The organism is Rhodococcus sp. USK10 (assembly GCF_019378875.1).
In the GTDB taxonomy this organism is placed as follows: domain Bacteria; phylum Actinomycetota; class Actinomycetes; order Mycobacteriales; family Mycobacteriaceae; genus Rhodococcus_F; species Rhodococcus_F pseudokoreensis.
On record NZ_CP076048.1, the window covers coordinates 5119747 to 5136951 of the forward strand.

Here is a 17205-nt window from a genome sequence, read left to right on the forward strand (position 1 = left end):
GATCACCCGGCGCGGATGATGCCTCCCATTGCCGGGAGCCGGACGATTCGACTGTTCGCAAACACACTTTCGAGAAGGGCATGGACATGACGACTACCCCGGAGTCCAGGACGGACAGCCCTGTGAAACAGGGTTTTGCAGCAGGAACTTCACTGGCAGCGGCGATATTGCTGCTGACTGTCGGCGTGATCTCCTTCTTCCAGGGCATCGCCGCGGTCGCGTCCGACGACCTGCTGGTCATCGGCGTCCAGTACACCTACCAGTTCGACACCACCACGTGGGGCTGGATCCACATCGTGCTGGGCGTCGTCCTGGCGATCAGCGCGATCGGACTGATGACGGGCGCCACGTGGGCTCGCGTCGTCGCGGTCTGCATCGCCGCGCTGTCGATCCTCGCCAACTTCCTGTGGCTGCCCTACTACCCGCTGTGGTCGATCCTGATCATCGCACTCGACGTCGTCGTGATCTGGGCGGTCACCACCTGGGACACCGCCAGGGACTAGGACGATGCCGACGTGGTGAGTACCGTGACCGGCACCTGGCCGGTGTTCGGCTCGCTGCGGGACTACCAACGGGGGTGGGTCAGGCCCGATGTGATCGCGGGCCTGACCGTGTGGGCGGTGCTGGTCCCGGAGGCACTGGCCTACGCGACCATCGCGGGGGTGCCACCGGTCGTCGGCCTCTACGCGGCGGTCCCGGCACTGATCCTGTATGCGGCGGCGGGCAGTTCGCGTCATCTCGTGGTGGGTCCGATGTCGGCGACCGCCGCCCTGTCGGCGGCCATCGTCGCGCCGCTGGCCGGTGCGGACGGCGGAAAGTATGCGGCGCTGTCCGCCGTCCTCGCGATCGCCACCGGGATCGCGGGGCTGCTGGCCGGTCTGCTGCGCCTCGGATTCATCGCCTCGTTCATCTCCGAGCCGGTGCTGAAGGGCTTCATCGTCGGTCTCGCCCTCACCATCATCGTCGGACAGGTGCCCGCGCTGTTCGGAGTGGAGAAGGAGGAGGGCAACTTCTTCGAACAGGCCTGGGGGGTGCTCACCCATCTCGGGGACACGCACTGGGTGACGCTCGTCGTCGGCGGTCTCAGCCTGGTGGTGGTGCTCGGGTTCACACGCTGGCTGCCGCTGGTCCCGGGATCCCTGCTCGCCGTGCTCCTCGGGATCGCGGCGGTGTCGCTGTTCGGGCTGGACGACCGGGGCGTCGGCATCGTCGGTCACATCGATCCGGGTCTGCCCTCGCTCGGTTTGCCGGCCGGAGTCGGGTTCGACGACTACGTGGACCTGCTGGGTCCGGCGGTCGGCGTGCTGCTGATCGGCTTCGCGGAAGGTCTCGGCGCCGCGAAGACGTACGCGGCGAAGGAAGGCTACGAGATCGACCCGAACCGGGAACTTCTCGGCCTCGGCACCGCAAACCTCGGTTCCGGGTTGTGCTCGGGAATGGTGGTCAACGGCAGCCTCTCCAAGACGGCGGTGAACGGCGGGGCGGGCGCGAAATCTCAGGTCAGCGGTCTCGTCGTCGCCGCGCTGACCGTGGTCACGCTGCTGTTCCTCACCGGCCTTTTCGAGAACCTGCCCGAAGCGACCCTGGCCGCGGTGGTGATCGCCGCCGTCGTCGAACTCGTCGACATCGATGCGCTCCGGAGGCTGTACGGGGTGTGGACGAGGCGGCTGGGCAGCATCTACGGCCACGCCGCGCGCGCCGACTTCGCGGCGGCTCTCGCGGCGATGGTGGGCGTCCTGCTCTTCGACACCCTGCCCGGGCTGGTCATCGGCATCGGCGTGTCCATGCTCCTGCTGCTCTACCGGGCCTCCCGCCCGCACGTCGCGGCGCTCGTGAAAGAGGGATCGCTGTGGGTGGACGCCGAACGTCACCCCGAACTGCCCACCACCCCGCAGGTGGTGGTCGTGCGGGTCGAGTCCGGATTGTTCTTCGCCAACGCCGATCACGTGAAGGACCGCATCGAAGAACTGTGCATCGAAGACACCAGGACGATCGTGCTCGACGCGGAGACGTCCCCGTTCATCGACGTCAGTGCGGCGCAGATGCTCGGGCAACTGCGGGATGCCCTCAAACGCAAGGACGTCGACCTCCGGGTGGCCCGCGACATCGGACAGTTCCGCGACACGATGCGCCGGGCGGGCTCCGAAACTTCACCCGTCGGCCTGTATCCGACCGTGCGGGAAGCACTTGCCGATGTGAGCAGGGAACGGCCAGAGGAGGATTCGTGATCGTCAGCGCAGAATTGCAGGAACTCGCCGAGAAGGCGTGGGTGTACGGTTTCCCGCTGGTGTTCGACCTCGACCAGGTGAACCGTTTCGTCGCGGACGGGATGGGAAGCCTCGAGCCCGCACCGTTCAACACGTTCAGTCACGCCGGCACCCTCGCCGGGCCGCGGGACACCTTCGTCTCGGTCAACAACGACACCGTCTACTCGATCGCGCAGATCGACCTCGGTCACGGCCCGCAACTGCTGCGGGTGCCCGACAGCGGTGGCGCGTACTACGTTCTGCAGTTCGTCGATGCGTGGACCGACAATTTCGCGTACGTCGGCAAACGCGCGACGGGAACGGCGGCCGGCCGTTATCTACTGACCGGCCCTGGATGGTCCGGCGAGGTCCCCGCCGGCGCGACGCGGATCGCGTTCCCCACGTCGGTGGGCACCATCGTCGGCCGCTGGGCCTGCGACGGAGAGGCCGACCTGGAGCGGGTGAAGGCACTGCAGTCGGCCCTGACGTTGGAACCCGTCGGCGACCAGGCGAAGGCGGTCGGTCTGCCCGCACCCGACCCGAACGTCCCCGAGGACCTTCGGTTCTGGGAGAAGCTGCGGGTGTATTCGCAGGCGTACCCGCCCGCCGCGCAGGACCTGATCGCCGAGCAGATGTTCGCCCCGCTCGGGTTGCTCGAGACCGGGGCGTCGCCGTACCTCGAGGCGCCGCCGGATCTCGCGTCCGTCCTGACGGCGGGAGCCGAGGCGGGGCACCGATCGCTCGTCGCCGCACTGAAATCGGGTGCCGGTGCGGCGGTCGTCAACGGCTGGCAGTTGATGTACCACGCCTTCGACTACAACGACGACTTCTTCGAGGTCGGCACCGTGAACTCACCCGAGTGGCGGATCGAGGACCGCTCGAAGGCGCTGGGCCTGCGGGCCGGGGCCGCGATGGCGGGACTGTGGGGCAACCACGGCTACGAGGCCGCGTACGCGCCGATCTACCACGACAGCGAAGGCAACGAACTCTCCGGCGAACACACCTACACCCTCACGTTCGCGCCGACCCCGCCCGTCGACGCGTTCTGGTCGATCACCATGTACGACCTGCCGGAGTTCTTTCTCGTCGACAATCCCCTCGACCGCTACTCGATCGGCGACCGCACCCCGGGACTGGTGTTCGCCGACGACGGTTCGCTGACCATCACGCTCGGCGCGACCGCCCCGGCCGACCCGGTCGCCCGCGCCAACTGGCTGCCCACACCGGACGCGGGATTCCGGCCGATGCTGCGGATGTACAGCCCCCGGGCCGAGGTGTTCGACGGGACGTTCGAGATCCCGCCGATCGTGAAGACCACGTGATCCGGGAGACGTGAATCGGCGGTAGTGTTCGGGCCGATTCGAGGGGGGATCGGGTGAAGAAGGTCGCTGCGGCGCTGCTGTGCGCCGCGATCACGTCCGGGTGCGCGCACAGCGTGTCCGGGACCGCGGGTGCGTCCCCGCTGCAGGAACTGAGTTCGGACCAGCAACGCCACGTCCACGTCGAGGACGCGCTCCGCGGCGCCGATCCGTGCGGTCTGCTCGACGAGGCGGTGGTGCGGCGCGCCGGGACGGTCCAGCAGTACGGGTCGGCCGTGCAACTGCCGGTGTGCTCGGCGCTGATGGCGCGGCCCGACGGCGCGAGCACGTATGTGGAGGTGTCGCTGCTGCCGTCGATGCTGTCCGAACAGTCGCTGACGCGGCCGGAGACGGTGGACGGGGTGACGGTCTACCGCGGCGCGGGCGCCGACCTGACCCGCGGGACGTGCGAGCGCGTCTTCCGGCTACCCCTCGGAACCGAGGCCCAAGATTTCGGACTGCCGCTTGCGACCGTCCGCGCTGGAACCGTCGCGGGCCAGGACGTCTGCCCGCTGGCCGACGCGGTGCTGGACTCGGCGCTCGACAGGATGCGGTCGGGGCTGCCCGCCCGCGACGCCGGCTCCTCGGATCAGGTGGCGCTCGCCGTCCACGACCCCTGCGAAGTCCTCGACGTGCTGGGGACCACGGCGGGCGGACGCGTCGTCGATCCGGAGTCGCCGCCTGCCCCGTTCGACTGCGTCCTGTTCCCGAACCCGAATCGGGTGCCCGGGAGCGAGGTGACCGTGTCGTTCACGATGTCGCCGGTGAAGGAAAACAGACCACCCGTTCCCGCCGTGCCGGAGACGGTCGGTGACCGGTGCCGGTGGACGAGCCCGATGGGCGAGCCGATCGACATCACACGGCCCGGGGCGGGTGTCGACGAGTTCACCCGCAGGCTCGGCCACGCGGGTGCAGTCGTCACTGTTCACGGCCCGAACTGCGCCGCCGTGACGAGGGTCGCAGACGCCGCGAACACGGCGTTCGGATAGGCCGCCCAACGGACTCACCCGGGATCAGATTGGACTCCGCCGGTAAGCTCGACAGCTGGACCAGTACAGATTCATCGACCTGGAGGTAGAAACGCGTGGCTCTCGTCGTCCAGAAGTACGGCGGATCCTCGGTGGCAACCGCCGAGAGAATCCGACGAGTGGCTGAACGGATCGTCGAGACCAAGAAGGCCGGCAACGATGTCGTCGTCGTGGTTTCAGCGATGGGGGACACCACTGATGAGCTGCTCGATCTGGCTCAGCAGGTGTGCCCAGCCCCACCCGCCCGCGAAATGGACATGCTGCTGACCTCCGGTGAGCGCATCTCCAATTCTCTCGTCGCAATGGCAATTCATTCGCTCGGTGCGGAGGCCCGTTCGTTCACGGGCTCGCAGGCGGGCGTCATCACCACCGGTGCTCACGGCAACGCCAAGATCATCGACGTCACACCGGGCCGCGTCCGGGATGCGCTCGACGAGGGCTCGATCGTCCTCGTCGCCGGATTCCAGGGCGTCAGCCAGGACAGCAAGGACGTGACGACCCTCGGGCGCGGCGGTTCGGACACCACCGCGGTGGCCCTCGCGGCAGCCCTCGAGGCCGACGTCTGCGAGATCTACACCGACGTCGACGGCATCTTCACCGCTGACCCGCGCATCGTTCCCGACGCGCAGCGGCTCGAGACGGTGTCGTTCGAGGAGATGCTCGAGCTCGCGGCGTGCGGCGCGAAGGTGCTCATGCTCCGCTGCGTCGAGTACGCCCGCCGATACAACGTGCCTGTGCACGTCCGTTCGTCATACACGACCAAGCCGGGCACCATCGTGTCCGGATCGATGGAGGACATCCCCGTGGAAGAGGCAATCATCACCGGAGTCGCGCACGATCGCGGCGAGTCCAAGATCACCGTCGTCGGCCTGCCCGACACCCCTGGTTACGCCGCGCAGGTCTTCCGCGCGGTCGCCGAGGCGGAGATCAACATCGACATGGTGCTGCAGAACATCTCGAAGGTCGAGACCGGCAAGACGGACATCACGTTCACCCTGCCGACGGCCGACGGCCCGCGGGCGGTCGAGAAGCTGACGAAGCTGCAGGGCGACATCGGCTTCACACAGGTGCTGTTCGACGACCACATCGGCAAGGTGTCGCTGGTCGGCGCGGGCATGAAGAGCCACCCCGGCGTCACCGCGACGTTCTGTGAGGCGCTCGCGAAGGCCGGCGTCAACATCGACCTCATCTCCACGTCGGAGATCCGCATCTCGGTGCTCGTCAAGGACGTGGAGCTGGACAAGGCCGTCAAGGCGATCCACGATGCATTCGAGCTCGGCGGCGACGAAGAAGCCGTCGTGCACGCAGGAACGGGACGGTAGATCATGACCACCATCGCTGTCGTCGGCGCCACCGGACAGGTCGGCATCGTCATGCGCACCCTCCTCGAGGAACGCAATTTCCCCGCGGACAAGGTGCGGTTCTTCGCCTCCGCGCGGTCGGCGGGCAAGAAGCTGCCGTTCCGCGGCGAGGAGATCGTCGTCGAGGACGCGTCCGCGACGTCCGACGAGGACCTGAAGGGCATCGACATCGCCCTGTTCTCGGCCGGTGCCACGCTGTCCCGTGAGCAGGCCCCGCGCTTCGCGGCGGCCGGTGCCACCGTCGTCGACAACTCTTCGGCGTTCCGCAAGGACCCCGACGTTCCGCTGGTCGTCAGCGAGGTGAACCCGGAGCAGGCGAAGAATCCGCCGAAGGGCATCATCGCCAACCCCAACTGCACCACGATGGCCGCGATGCCGGTGCTGAAGGTCCTGCACGACGAGGCCGGACTGCAGCGTCTCATCGTGTCGAGCTACCAGGCCGTCTCCGGCAGCGGCATCGCCGGTGTCGAGGAGTTGGTGGGCCAGGCCCGCGCCGTCATCGGCGACGCGGAGAAGCTGGTCCACGACGGCAGCGCCGTCGACTTCCCGGCCCCGAACAAGTACGTCGCACCGATCGCGTTCAACGTGCTGCCGCTGGCCGGCTCCATCGTCGACGACGGCAGCGGTGAGACGGACGAGGACCAGAAGCTCCGCAACGAGAGCCGCAAGATCCTCGGCCTGCCCGACCTGCTGGTGTCGGGCACGTGCGTCCGCGTCCCCGTGATCACCGGTCACTCGTTGTCGATCAACGCCGAGTTCGAGCGTCCGCTGTCGGTGGAACGCGCGCAGGAGATCCTGTCGAAGGCTCCCGGTGTGCAGCTCGTGGACGTCCCCACCCCGCTGCAGGCCGCGGGCAGCGACCCGTCGCTGGTCGGGCGGATCCGTCAGGATCCGGGTGTTCCGGAGGGTCGTGGGCTCGCGCTGTTCGTGTCCGGCGACAACCTGCGTAAGGGTGCCGCCCTCAACACCATTCAGATCGCCGAACTGCTCGTCTAGCTCTCCCCCCACGTGAGTGGCAAAGTGTGCTCCCGCACGCTTTGCCACTCACGTGTCGGTTGCGGGTGGATACTGGGCCGATGAGAGTGGTCGGGGCTGCGGTGGCGGCGGTTCTGCTGCTGCTCACCGGCGCGACCGAGGTCTCCGCGCAGCCACCCGGGATCCTGCTGTCGCAGGAGCACCTGCCCCCAGGTACGGTCCCCGCCCAGGCGGGAGACAGCGTCCGGGTGCGGTACTCCACCCTCCGTACCTCGACCGCGACTGGTGAATCGACCGGATCGGTCCTCCTTCCCCGTGGCGACCCGCCCGACGGCGGCTGGCCGGTGGTCTCCTACGCCCACGGCACCGTCGGTGTCGCCGACCAGTGCGCACCGTCCGTCGCCGGGTTCAACTACGTCGAACTGCCCGCGGTCGAGCAGTGGCTCGCCGCCGGGTATGCCGTCGCCGCAACGGATTACGCGGGACTCGGCACACCGGGCGTCAACGCCTATCTGGACGGTCCGGCGGCCGCCGCGAACGCCGTCGACGTCGTCCTGGCCGCACACGAGGTCTACGGCGACGTGCTCGCCGACCGGTGGATCGTCACAGGACTGTCGCAGGGCGGGCAGGCGACCTACTTCGCCGCCCGCGAGGCCACCACCCGGGCGCCCGCGCTCGACTTCCGGGGCGCCGTCGCCGTGGCCGCGCCGACCCACCTCGAGCAGCTCTTCCCGGCCGCGGGTCCCGCAGTTCCGGCTCTGCCGACAACCGGAATCGTGAACTACGCGTTGTTGGCCCTCGCCGGTATCGACGACCAGCGTCCCGAGGTCGACATCCGGCGCTACCTGTCGCCGACGGGACTCGACCTGATGGAGTTCGCGAAGGTGACGTGCAGCCGCGAACTCGGCCGGTACCTGCTCGCCCACCCCACGTCGGTCGGGGACCTGTTCGCGGCGCCGCTGTGGAACGACCAGTTCCGGGAGCTGTTCCGGGAGATGCAGCAGGTGCCCGTCGACGGCTTCGACCGTCCGCTGCGGGTGGTGCACAGCCTGTCCGACGCGTCGGTGCCGATTCCGTTGACGTGGGCGCAGCTCGCCGAGATGCGGCAGCACGGGGTGAACTTCGAATTCCAGCAACTCGTCGGTGAGGACCATCGCGGGTCGCTGATGGCCTCCATGCCGGCGTCCCTCGCGTTCGCCGCGCGTGTGCTGTCCCCCACGTGAGTGGCAAAGCGTCCCCGAGCACGCTTTGCCACTCACCTCACCCGGGACGTGCGAGGCGGACGCGGGCGCGCGACCCTACGGTTCGGACATGGGCTCAGTCATCGGAGAACTGTTACCGCTCGCCGTGGGTGTCGCGATCTCGCCGATCCCGATCATCGCCGTCATCCTGATGCTGCTGTCGAAGCGTGCGGGCGGGGCGAGCGCGGGCTTCGGTGTCGGCTGGATTCTGGGTATCGTCGTCGCGACAGGCATCTTCGTGCTCCTCGCCGGCAGCGTCGACACGTCCGACTCCGATGGTCCCTCGGCGACGGCGTCGTGGGTGAAGGTCGTTCTGGGTGTGCTGCTGCTCCTGCTCGCGGGGCGGCAGTGGCGCAGTCGCAACGCCGACGCGGAACCCCCGAAGTGGATGCAGGCGATCGACGACCTGAACTTCGTGAAGTCCACGGGACTCGGATTCGCGCTGGCGGCGATCAATCCCAAGAACCTGCTGCTCTGTGTGTCCGCGGGCGTCGGGATCGGCACGGCGGGGGTGAGCGGCGCAGAGCAGGTGGTGGCCCTGGCCGTGTACACCGTGCTGGCCGGGTCGACCGTCCTCGTCCCGGTGGTCGCGTACGCCGTGGCCGCCGACAGGATGCGCGGGACCCTCGACAGCCTCAAGGTCTGGTTGCAGGCCAATAACGCCGCCGTGATGAGCGTGCTGCTACTCGTGATGGGCGCCGTCGTTCTCGGGAAGGGATTCGGTGGATTGTTCTGAGCCGTTGACGGGCCCTCGCAGATAGCGGCCGATGTAGGTCTCGTCGAGCGCGACTGCCTTGGTGATCACCGCCGCCGCCACGATGACCACCGACATCACGAACAGCCAGCTGATCGCGGTGAACACGAGGCCTATCGCACCGAACTGGTGTTGGGCGGTTTCGGTGATGCGGGGAAGGACGAGACGTCCCCCGGCGTGGATGGTCGTGAGCCCCGCGGAGGTCAGCGCGCCGCTGGCCCAGAGGACGCGTCCCTTGAGGGTTCCCATCGTCAGCAGGTACGGGCAGAGCGTCCACACCGCCCACCAGATCGCGAGTTCGGCGACGAGCGCGAGGGTGAGTCCGAAGTACCTCAGGTTGGTGAGTTCGTTGGCGGCGGCGATCGCGGACGCCGACAGCGCGACCGCGAAGAGCACGACCAGCCAGCGCCAGGCGTCGCGCAGGGAGATCGAGGGGACGTTCCAGATCTTCGCGTAGATCCGTGCCAGCGCCCGCGCGAACGACGTGCCGCTGACGGCGACCATCAACAGGCCGAACACGCCGAACGCGGCGAACGTCGGGGTGGTCGGATCCACGGTGCCTACCGCGGACGACAATACGGACGGATCGAAGCCGAACTGGTCTTCGAGACTTCTGGCCGTCACGTTCCATTCGCTGACAGTCGACACCGCGATCATCACGGGCAGCACCGACGTGAAGATTTTCGCGGCGAGTGTCATGGACCGGTCGAAGAGTTCGATCCCCACGAGGCCGTCGATGATGCGCCGGACCGTGCGCCCGGGAGGGGTTCCCTGGAGCCAGCCGTTAGCCGTTTCGGTGCGCGCGGCCAGAGCCTCCCTGGCCAGCGCCACAGATAGTTTCGTCGACCGCACTCTTCGAGCGAACACCGATTCGGCCGGGTTGTCATCATCCGCGTCAGGTGAGAACGCGGGGTCCGGTCACGGGCGGACGATGCACCGGAACCCGATGTGGCAGGTCGACGTCTCCTCGGTGTCACCCTGCCGGGCCGAGGGCCGGTAGCGGAGGCAGTAGTTGGGTGCGCAGAGATGCGAGCCGCCCTTGATCACGCGGCGCGCGTACGGTTCGTGCGGGTCCGCGGCGACAGCGGTGTCGATGCGGGGGTTCGCCGGAATGCAGCAGGAACTCGCGGGTGCCACGTTCTTGCCGCCCGCGGAGTGGTCGGCGGTGAAGTAGTCGGTGGTCCATTCCCACACGTTGCCGGCCATGTCGCCGAGTCCGTAACCGTTGGGCCGGAAATGGCCCACCGGCGACGTCCCGGCGAAACCGTCCTCGAGGAGGTTCTCCCACGGGAACTGTCCCTGCCACACGTTGCCGCCGGGCCTGCCACCCGGTTCGTGTTCGTCGCCCCACACGAACGGCTTCCGGTCCAGGCCGCCGCGGGCGGCGAACTCCCATTCGGCCTCGGTCGGCAGGTCCTTGCCCGCCCACTCCGCGTAGGCGCGGGCGTCGAACCACGACACGTGCGTCACGGGATGGCGTTCGCGTCCGCCGACGTTGCTGCCCGGACCTTCCGGGTGCCGCCAGTCGGCGCCCGGCGTGAACGACCACCAGCGGGTGAAGTCGTCGAGGGGCACCGGACCGGAGGTCGGGGTGAACACCAGCGAACCGGGCACCAGCAGAGCCGGATCCGCACCCGGGTACTGGGCGGGGTCGGGGGCGATCTCGGCGGTCGTGACGTGACCGGTGTCCTTCACGAATCGCCGGAACTCGGCGACGGTGACCTGGTGCGAGTCCATCCAGAACCCGTCGACCGTCACCTGGTGGACGGGGCGTTCCTCGGGGTAGAAGTCCTCCGAACCCATCCAGAACGTTCCCCCGGGGATCCACGCCATGTTCTTCGGAACTGCACGAGTCATGGGGTCAGACTGGCACGACGGCGGCCGCCGTGCGACGTGCGCCCGTGAGTACTTGTTAACCGCCCGACGTTAATAAGTACTCACAGCAACTTAAAATCAGTCTGGACTGTTTTCTTTCTTCCGCCTACAGTGCTGGGTGTGACCCCTGACACGGCAGTAGTCAAACCGACCCGCACGCAGGCCGAGCGGACTGCGGCGATGCGCACGAAGCTGCTCGACGCGGCCGTCGACTCCCTGGTCGAGCTCGGATACGCCCGCACCACGACGCAGGGCATCGCGCGGCGGGCGGGGGTGTCGCGCGGCGCCCAGTTGCACCATTTCCCGACCAAGGAGTCGCTGGTGGTGGCCGCGGTGGAACATCTCGTCGACAAGCGGATGGAGGAGATCCTCGCCGCCGAAGTGGACGCCGGCCGCGGCATCGAGGTGCTCGCCGACGCCTTCTCCGGCCCGCTGTTCTACGCGGCCCTCGAACTGTGGGTGGCCGCCCGCACCGACCCGGCCCTGTTCGAGGCGACGGTCCCGCTGGAGCGGAAGGTCACCGACGCGCTCCGGCGCGGGTCGGCGGAGGTGTTCGGCGATCGGTTCGACTCCGACGCCATCGAGCTCAGTATCGAATTGGTTCGCGGTCTGGCGGTGTCGGCACTGTTCCGCACCCCCGAGGCCGAACAGTCACTACGCGCGCGGCTGTTGCCCGTGTGGGAATCGAAGGTGGAGAAGTCGTGAATCTTCCGCAGCACGTACACACCCTGATCGTGGGGGCGGGTTTCGCGGGCATGGGCCTGGCGGCGCGCATCCTGCAGACGCAGCCACAGGCCGACGTCCTGATCATCGAGCGCGGCGACGACGTCGGCGGCACGTGGCGCGACAACACCTACCCCGGGTGCGCGTGCGACGTCCCGACGTCGCTGTACTCGTACTCGTTCGCGCCCAGTGCCGACTGGAGTCACACGTTCGCCCGGCAACCCGAGATCCATCGCTACCTGAAGAAGGTCGCGGCCGACACCGGTGTCCGGTCCCGGGTGGTCACCGATTGCGAACTGCAGGAAGCGCACTGGGACGACGACGACGCCGTCTGGAACGTCCGGACCAGCCGCGGCACGCTGACGGCCGACGTCGTGGTGGCCGCGACCGGTGCGCTGTCGACACCCAGCGTCCCGGACATGCCCGGGCTGGACACCTTCGGCGGCACCACGTTCCATTCGGCGACGTGGAATCACGACCACGACCTCACCGGTGAACGCGTGGCCGTCATCGGCACCGGCGCGTCGGCGGTGCAGTTCGTGCCCGAGATCGCGCCGGTCGCCGGGCACCTCACCGTGTTCCAGCGCACGCCCGCCTGGGTGATCCCGCGACTCGACCGCGAACTGCCGGACGCCGAGAAGACCCTCTACCGTCGACTTCCGTTGGTGCAGAAGGCTGTCCGCGGGTCGGTGTACAGCTTCCGGGAAGCCCTGGGCGGGGTGCTCGCGCACGCCACCGGACTGCTGCCGGTGTTCGAGGCGGTGGCCAGGGTGCACCTCCGCCGGCAGGTGCGCGATGCCGAACTGCGGCGGAAGCTCACGCCGAACTTCACGATCGGCTGCAAGCGGATGCTGCTGTCGAACGACTGGCTCCGGACCCTCGACCGCCCCGACGTCACGCTCGTCGACGCCGGACTCGCCGGGGTGACAGCGGACGGCGTCGTCGACGCGGTCGGCAACGAGCACAAGGTCGACACCATCATCTTCGCGACCGGGTTCACGCCGACGGAACCGCCGGTGGCGCACGCGTTGCGCGGTGCGAACGGCCGCACCCTCGCCGAGCACTGGGCGGGGAGCCCGAGTGCGTACAAGGGGACTACCGTCGCCGGATTCCCCAATCTGTTCCTGATGTACGGGCCCAACACCAATCTCGGCCACAGCTCCATCGTCTACATGCTCGAATCGCAGTCCGCGTACATCGCCGACGCGTTGACGACGATGCGCCACAGCGGAATCGCCGTGTTCGAGGTCACCGAGGAGGCGCAGCGCCGGTACAACACGCGCATCCAGTCCGAACTGCAGACCACCGTCTGGAACAAGGGCGGCTGCTCGAGTTGGTACTACGACTCGGAGGGCCGGAATTCCGTCCAGTGGCCGACGTTCACCTTCAAGTTCCGCTCGCAGTTGCAGCGCTTCGACCGGGAGAACTACGTATCCCGGCGCAGGACGGCGAAGGAGACCGTCGCGTGACGCACTACGACGTGGCCGTGGTCGGCTCCGGGTTCGGCGGCAGCGTCGCGGCGCTCCGGCTCACTGAGAAGGGGTACCGAGTCGGTGTTCTCGAGGCGGGCAGGCGCTTCGCCGACGACGAACTGCCCGAGACGAGCTGGCGGTTGCGACGCTACCTGTGGGCGCCCCGGCTGGGCTGCTACGGCGTGCAACGGATCCACCTCCTCCCCGACGTCCTGGTCATGGCCGGCGCCGGGGTCGGCGGTGGTTCGCTGAACTACGCGAACACGCTGTACCAGCCGCCGCGCCGCTTCTTCGAGGACCGGCAGTGGGCGCACATCACCGACTGGCAGTCGGAGCTGGCGCCGTACTACGAGCAGGCGAAGCGGATGCTGGGGGTGACGACCAATCCGACGTTCACCCCCGCCGACGCCGTCATGCGCGAGGTAGCCGAGGAGATGGGCGCCGGTGCGACGTTCACGTCCACACCGGTGGGTGTCTTCTTCGGCGAACCGGGGTCGCGGGTGGCCGACCCGTTCTTCGGCGGCGAGGGACCCGACCGCACGGGGTGCACCGAGTGCGGCAGTTGCATGACGGGTTGCCGTGTGGGAGCGAAGAACACGCTCGTCAAGAATTACCTCCACCTCGCGGAGAAGGCGGGCGCCCGGGTCCATCCGCTGACGACGGTGACGGAGTTGCGCCCCCGATCGGGTGGCGGCTACGAACTGCGGACCCGCCGCACCGACGGAATCCGCAGGCGCGAGCACACGTTCACCGCCGACCAGGTGGTAATCGCCGCGGGCACGTACGGCACCGCCCGGCTGTTGCTGGCGATGAAGGAATCCGGTGCGCTGCCGCGGTTGTCGCCGAGGCTGGGGTCGGTCGTGCGCACCAACTCGGAGGCGGTGCTCGCGGCCACGGCCCGCAACCGCGACACCGACTTCACGAAGGGCGTCGCCATCACGTCCTCGTTCCACCCGGACGACCACACCCACATCGAACCGGTGCGGTACGGCAAGGGCAGCAACGCGATCGGACTGCTGCAGACCGTCCTCAGCGACGGCGGCGGCCGGACGCCGCGGCTGCTGAAAACGGTGGGTGTCGCGCTGCGCCGGCCCGGGGCGTTCGCCCGCAGCCTGTCGGTGCGGCACTGGTCGGAGCGCACCGTGATCGCGCTCGTGATGCAGACGGACGACAATTCGCTCGAGCTCGCCACGGGGAAGGGCCGACTCGGTCGCGCGGTCACCAGCCGTCCGGGGCCCGGCGATCCGCCACCCGAATGGATCCCGCAGGGCCACACAGCGATCAGGAAGGTGGCCGCGCGGATCGGGGGTGACCCCGGCGGCTCCGTCGCCGACGTCGTGAACATTCCGATGACCGCGCATTTCCTCGGGGGATGCGCCATCGGGGACTCGCCGGATACCGGGGTCGTCGACCCCTACCTGCGTGCGTACGGACACGACGGGCTGCACGTGGCCGACGGGTCGGTGGTGAGCGCGAACCTCGGCGTCAACCCGTCGCTCACCATCACTGCCCAGGCCGAGCGCGCGTTCGCGCTGTGGCCCAACAAGGGTGAGTCCGACACCCGGCCCGAACCGGGCAAGCCATACGTACGTATCGCACCGTCGCCGCCCCGGAATCCGGTGGTGCCCGCCGACGCGCCGGGCGCATTGCGGCTTCCGCTGACGGTCGTGAACCGAAGGGAGACGGTCGATGTGGAGCGTGCCTGAATCGACCACCGACCGCACCGACTGGCCCGAGAGTTCACCGCCCCCGTGGCCGGCGGCCGTCCGTGCGACGCTGTGGTGGCACCGCAGCACCGCGGCCGCCCGCGCCCTCGGACCCGGCGGCGCCACCGTCCCGATGACCCTCGCGATGATGGTCGACTATCTCGACTCGCCCGTCGGCCCCTACCGGGAAATCCTCGCCAGCCCGGTGCTCCGTGCGCCGGGACGTCGCATCGGCGTCCTGCCGCGCATGGCGGTCCCGTTCATCGCCGTGGATTCGGAACCCTCCGTGCACGGTGGACGCGCACACTGGAGCCTGCCCAAGGTGCCGGCCGAATTCGGCGGCGACGTGCACGACGACTTCGCGGCGTCGTCCGGGGAATGGCGCGTCACCACGAGCACCCGGCCGCGCGGACCCCGGCTACCGATCGCCGGAGCGTTGGGGTTCGCGCAACCGGCCGAGGACGGTCACGGGCTCGTGACGGCGTCCGCGCGGCTCCGGGGCCACTTCCGGTACGCCCGCGTGGACGTGGCGGCCGACGGACCCACGCTCGCCGACTGGCTGACGCCGGGAACCCATCACGGCATCGTGATCACGGACGGCCGGATGACCACCGGGCCCGCGCGGCAGCGCTGACTGCCTGGCGCTATGCGATCTCCGCGGCGACGTCGGCGAGGCGCGGCAGCACGGTGTCGCGCCAGCCTGGACCCATCCGCTCGAACGCGTCGCGGCTGCGCTTGTCGTCGAGGTCGAAGCCCGAGTGGTCGAGGAACAGGCGGGTGCCCGCGCCCTCGGGAACGAGGCGCCACACCAGCGTCCAGTTCTCGGTGAACGTGTAGACGAAGCGCCGTTCGGGCTCGACCTCGACCACTTCGCAGGGAACGGTGCCCCAGCCGGGCATGTCGAGGTGGAACCGGTGCCCGACCGTCGCGGCGACGTCGCCCGCGGCCCACCAGCGGGCCAGCAGGTCCGGCTCGGTGAGGGCGCGCCACACCTTGGCGGGCGGCGCGGCGATGAACTGGTCGACGGAGATCTGGGTGGTGGTGCGGTCGGTCACGAGTCCTCCTCGAGGAAGTCGGCGAGTGTGCGCAAGCGGTGACGCCAGAACCGCTCGAACGGGTGCAGCCAGTCGCCGACGTCGGCGAGCGGCTCGGCGGTCAGGTGGTAGTGCCGCTGCCGTCCGGACGGTTCGTCGCGGACGAGCCCGGCCCGGCGCAGCACCTGCAGATGCTCCGCCACCGCGGGGCGGCTGAGGTCGAACCGGCCCGCGAGGTCGCCGGCGGTGAGTGGTCCGTCCACCAGGATTTCCAGCAGACGCCGTCGCACCGGGTTGGCGAGGGCGAGGAAGACGTCGTCGTCGGGCACGGGGCGAGCTTATGTCGGAGATTTCCGACATGTCAATAATCTCCGACACATCCTTTTCTTGACTAATTCCAAAAAGGCGCGATACTGGAACACATGCAACACGACACGGATCCCAAAGCGCAGCTGCGCGGCGTGGGCCTCCGTGTCACTGCACCACGTGTTGCAGTGTTGAATGCGGTTGCCGTACGGCCGCATTCCGACGTCGACGACATTGCAGCCGTAGTTCGTGAAGAGCTGGGATCGGTCTCCACCCAGGCGGTGTACGACGTCCTCAAGGCATGCACCGCCGCCGGTCTGCTCAGACGTATCGAACCCGCGGGATCGCCCGCACGATTCGAAACCCGTACCGGAGACAACCACCACCACCTCGTGTGCCGCAGCTGCGGGACCGTCGTGGACGTGGACTGCGCCGTTGGCGAGGCACCGTGCCTCGACCCCTCGCAGGCCCACGGATTCGAGATCGACGAGGCCGAGGTCGTCTTCTGGGGGCTCTGCTCTCAGTGCCAGGCCGACGCGCAGAGCGAAACCGGGTCGGCAGCAGCCCTGTCCTGACGCCGGTTCGTCCCACGCCGATACACCCTCACCCGATTGCAACCTGGAGGCTCTCAACTGGGTGGGGGTCTAGGGGGCCGCGTCGTAGGCCCCTCGGCGTACAGGTTTCCGGTCAGCCAGTTTTCGACCGGGAGGATCGCGACGTCAACCTGGATGGACCTGCACCGGAGAGTGTTCGGGCCGACGGGGCGGAAGCAGTTGTATTGCTGGGTGTCCGGCTCGACTGGCCAGGACCCCTCACCCGCCGATCAGGATGTGACGTTGCGTGGGCGTGCCAACGGCACCTGGTGCAGGGCCTACCAGGATCGTGGTTCCGGTCCACGGGAGAGACTCGAGCGGGTGTGAATCGGGTGGGTGACGACGCGGCCACCGGCCGGTTCGCGGTGGTGCGGGTGGTGGCGGGATCGGTCGGCGTGGGTTTCGGGGTGGCGTGGATCGAGCGTGACGTGTCGGTGGTCGGCGTTAGGGTCGAGGCCGTCGGTGAGGATGGGGACGCAGTCTAGCGGAAGTTTCCTAGATAGCTGTGGCTTCGGTGCGATTAGTGCTGGTGG

General features: G+C 68.6%; 18 protein-coding genes. 14 read left to right on the forward strand and 4 right to left on the reverse strand.

Features of this window, described 5'->3' with window-relative positions; genetic code table 11:
* The first annotated feature begins 80 nt into the window (after positions 1-80).
* The 8 genes from I1A62_RS30735 to I1A62_RS30770 all read left to right on the forward strand — a co-directional run bounded on the left by I1A62_RS30735 (position 81) and on the right by I1A62_RS30770 (position 8945).
* Positions 81-503, forward strand: coding sequence for a hypothetical protein (locus I1A62_RS30735; protein WP_124390275.1), 423 nt, complete (start codon positions 81-83; stop codon positions 501-503).
* 12 nt (positions 504-515) lie between these two features.
* Positions 516-2228 carry a SulP family inorganic anion transporter gene (locus tag I1A62_RS30740; protein ID WP_219456077.1) on the forward strand — a complete coding sequence of 571 codons (1713 nt, stop codon included), beginning with the start codon at positions 516-518 and terminating at the stop codon, positions 2226-2228.
* Positions 2228-3568 (forward strand): DUF1254 domain-containing protein, encoded by a 1341-nt coding sequence (locus tag I1A62_RS30745; protein ID WP_219461522.1) that lies wholly within the window; start codon positions 2228-2230, stop codon positions 3566-3568. The genes I1A62_RS30740 and I1A62_RS30745 overlap by 1 nt, the downstream gene beginning before the upstream one ends.
* A 53-nt stretch (positions 3569-3621) precedes the next feature.
* Positions 3622-4593: a hypothetical protein gene (locus I1A62_RS30750; RefSeq protein ID WP_219456079.1), complete on the forward strand. Its 972-nt coding sequence runs from the start codon at positions 3622-3624 to the stop codon at positions 4591-4593.
* A gap of 95 nt (positions 4594-4688) precedes the next feature.
* Positions 4689-5954: an aspartate kinase gene (locus I1A62_RS30755; RefSeq protein WP_012691385.1), complete on the forward strand. Its 1266-nt coding sequence runs from the start codon at positions 4689-4691 to the stop codon at positions 5952-5954.
* Between the two features lie 3 nt (positions 5955-5957).
* Positions 5958-6989, forward strand: coding sequence for an aspartate-semialdehyde dehydrogenase (locus tag I1A62_RS30760; protein ID WP_095862940.1), 1032 nt, complete (start codon positions 5958-5960; stop codon positions 6987-6989).
* 80 nt (positions 6990-7069) lie between these two features.
* On the forward strand, positions 7070-8191 hold the full coding sequence (locus I1A62_RS30765; protein WP_219456081.1) for a S9 family peptidase: 1122 nt from the start codon (positions 7070-7072) through the stop codon (positions 8189-8191).
* Between the two features lie 88 nt (positions 8192-8279).
* Positions 8280-8945, forward strand: a complete 666-nt coding sequence (locus tag I1A62_RS30770) for a GAP family protein (protein ID WP_124390279.1) — start codon at positions 8280-8282, stop codon at positions 8943-8945.
* Here the strand turns inward: I1A62_RS30770 and I1A62_RS30775 are convergent.
* Both I1A62_RS30775 and I1A62_RS30780 read right to left on the reverse strand, forming a co-directional pair.
* On the reverse strand, positions 8892-9794 hold the full coding sequence (locus I1A62_RS30775) for a hypothetical protein (protein ID WP_219456083.1): 903 nt from the start codon (positions 9792-9794) through the stop codon (positions 8892-8894). The genes I1A62_RS30770 and I1A62_RS30775 overlap by 54 nt on opposite strands.
* Before the next feature lie 87 nt (positions 9795-9881).
* Positions 9882-10820: a formylglycine-generating enzyme family protein gene (locus tag I1A62_RS30780; RefSeq protein ID WP_219456085.1), complete on the reverse strand. Its 939-nt coding sequence runs from the start codon at positions 10818-10820 to the stop codon at positions 9882-9884.
* 129 nt (positions 10821-10949) lie between these two features.
* On the opposite strand from I1A62_RS30780, the gene I1A62_RS30785 reads away from it, so the two are divergent.
* From I1A62_RS30785 to I1A62_RS30800, 4 genes are read left to right on the forward strand one after another with little or no spacing between them, the layout of a single operon-like run.
* Positions 10950-11543: a TetR/AcrR family transcriptional regulator gene (locus tag I1A62_RS30785; protein WP_124390282.1), complete on the forward strand. Its 594-nt coding sequence runs from the start codon at positions 10950-10952 to the stop codon at positions 11541-11543.
* Positions 11540-13030 carry an NAD(P)/FAD-dependent oxidoreductase gene (locus tag I1A62_RS30790; protein ID WP_219456088.1) on the forward strand — a complete coding sequence of 497 codons (1491 nt, stop codon included), beginning with the start codon at positions 11540-11542 and terminating at the stop codon, positions 13028-13030. The genes I1A62_RS30785 and I1A62_RS30790 overlap by 4 nt, the downstream gene beginning before the upstream one ends.
* The gene (locus I1A62_RS30795; RefSeq protein ID WP_124390284.1) at positions 13027-14739 is read left to right on the forward strand and encodes an FAD-dependent oxidoreductase; all 1713 of its coding nucleotides are present in this window, start codon (positions 13027-13029) and stop codon (positions 14737-14739) included. Before I1A62_RS30790 ends, I1A62_RS30795 begins: the two co-directional genes overlap by 4 nt.
* Positions 14723-15373, forward strand: a complete 651-nt coding sequence (locus tag I1A62_RS30800; protein WP_124390285.1) for a hypothetical protein — start codon at positions 14723-14725, stop codon at positions 15371-15373. Before I1A62_RS30795 ends, I1A62_RS30800 begins: the two co-directional genes overlap by 17 nt.
* Positions 15374-15383: 10 nt before the next feature.
* Here I1A62_RS30800 and I1A62_RS30805 read toward each other — a convergent pair whose 3' ends face one another.
* A complete protein-coding gene (locus tag I1A62_RS30805) occupies positions 15384-15794 on the reverse strand; it encodes an SRPBCC domain-containing protein (protein ID WP_124390286.1) in 411 nt (136 codons plus the stop codon).
* On the reverse strand, positions 15791-16102 hold the full coding sequence (locus I1A62_RS30810) for a helix-turn-helix transcriptional regulator (RefSeq protein WP_124390287.1): 312 nt from the start codon (positions 16100-16102) through the stop codon (positions 15791-15793). Before I1A62_RS30810 ends, I1A62_RS30805 begins: the two co-directional genes overlap by 4 nt.
* A 93-nt stretch (positions 16103-16195) precedes the next feature.
* Between I1A62_RS30810 and I1A62_RS30815 the strand changes: the two genes are divergently transcribed.
* Complete coding sequence (locus I1A62_RS30815) at positions 16196-16654, forward strand: Fur family transcriptional regulator (RefSeq protein WP_124390288.1); 459 nt, start codon at positions 16196-16198, stop codon at positions 16652-16654.
* Positions 16655-17004: 350 nt separating this feature from the next.
* On the forward strand, positions 17005-17157 hold the full coding sequence (locus I1A62_RS30820) for a hypothetical protein (RefSeq protein WP_192581740.1): 153 nt from the start codon (positions 17005-17007) through the stop codon (positions 17155-17157).
* Positions 17158-17205 lie beyond the last annotated feature (48 nt).

Bases quoted from the DNA above. Each gene is read 5' to 3' on its own strand.
- I1A62_RS30735 (WP_124390275.1), top strand. From the start codon at position 81: ATGGACATGACGACTACCCCGGAGTCCAGGACGGACAGCCCTGTGAAA.
- I1A62_RS30760 (WP_095862940.1), top strand. From the start codon at position 5,958: ATGACCACCATCGCTGTCGTCGGCGCCACCGGACAGGTCGGCATCGTC.
- I1A62_RS30765 (WP_219456081.1), top strand. From the start codon at position 7,070: ATGAGAGTGGTCGGGGCTGCGGTGGCGGCGGTTCTGCTGCTGCTCACC.
- I1A62_RS30770 (WP_124390279.1), top strand. From the start codon at position 8,280: ATGGGCTCAGTCATCGGAGAACTGTTACCGCTCGCCGTGGGTGTCGCG.
- I1A62_RS30780 (WP_219456085.1), bottom strand. From the start codon at position 10,820: ATGACTCGTGCAGTTCCGAAGAACATGGCGTGGATCCCCGGGGGAACG.
- I1A62_RS30800 (WP_124390285.1), top strand. From the start codon at position 14,723: ATGTGGAGCGTGCCTGAATCGACCACCGACCGCACCGACTGGCCCGAG.
- I1A62_RS30815 (WP_124390288.1), top strand. From the start codon at position 16,196: ATGCAACACGACACGGATCCCAAAGCGCAGCTGCGCGGCGTGGGCCTC.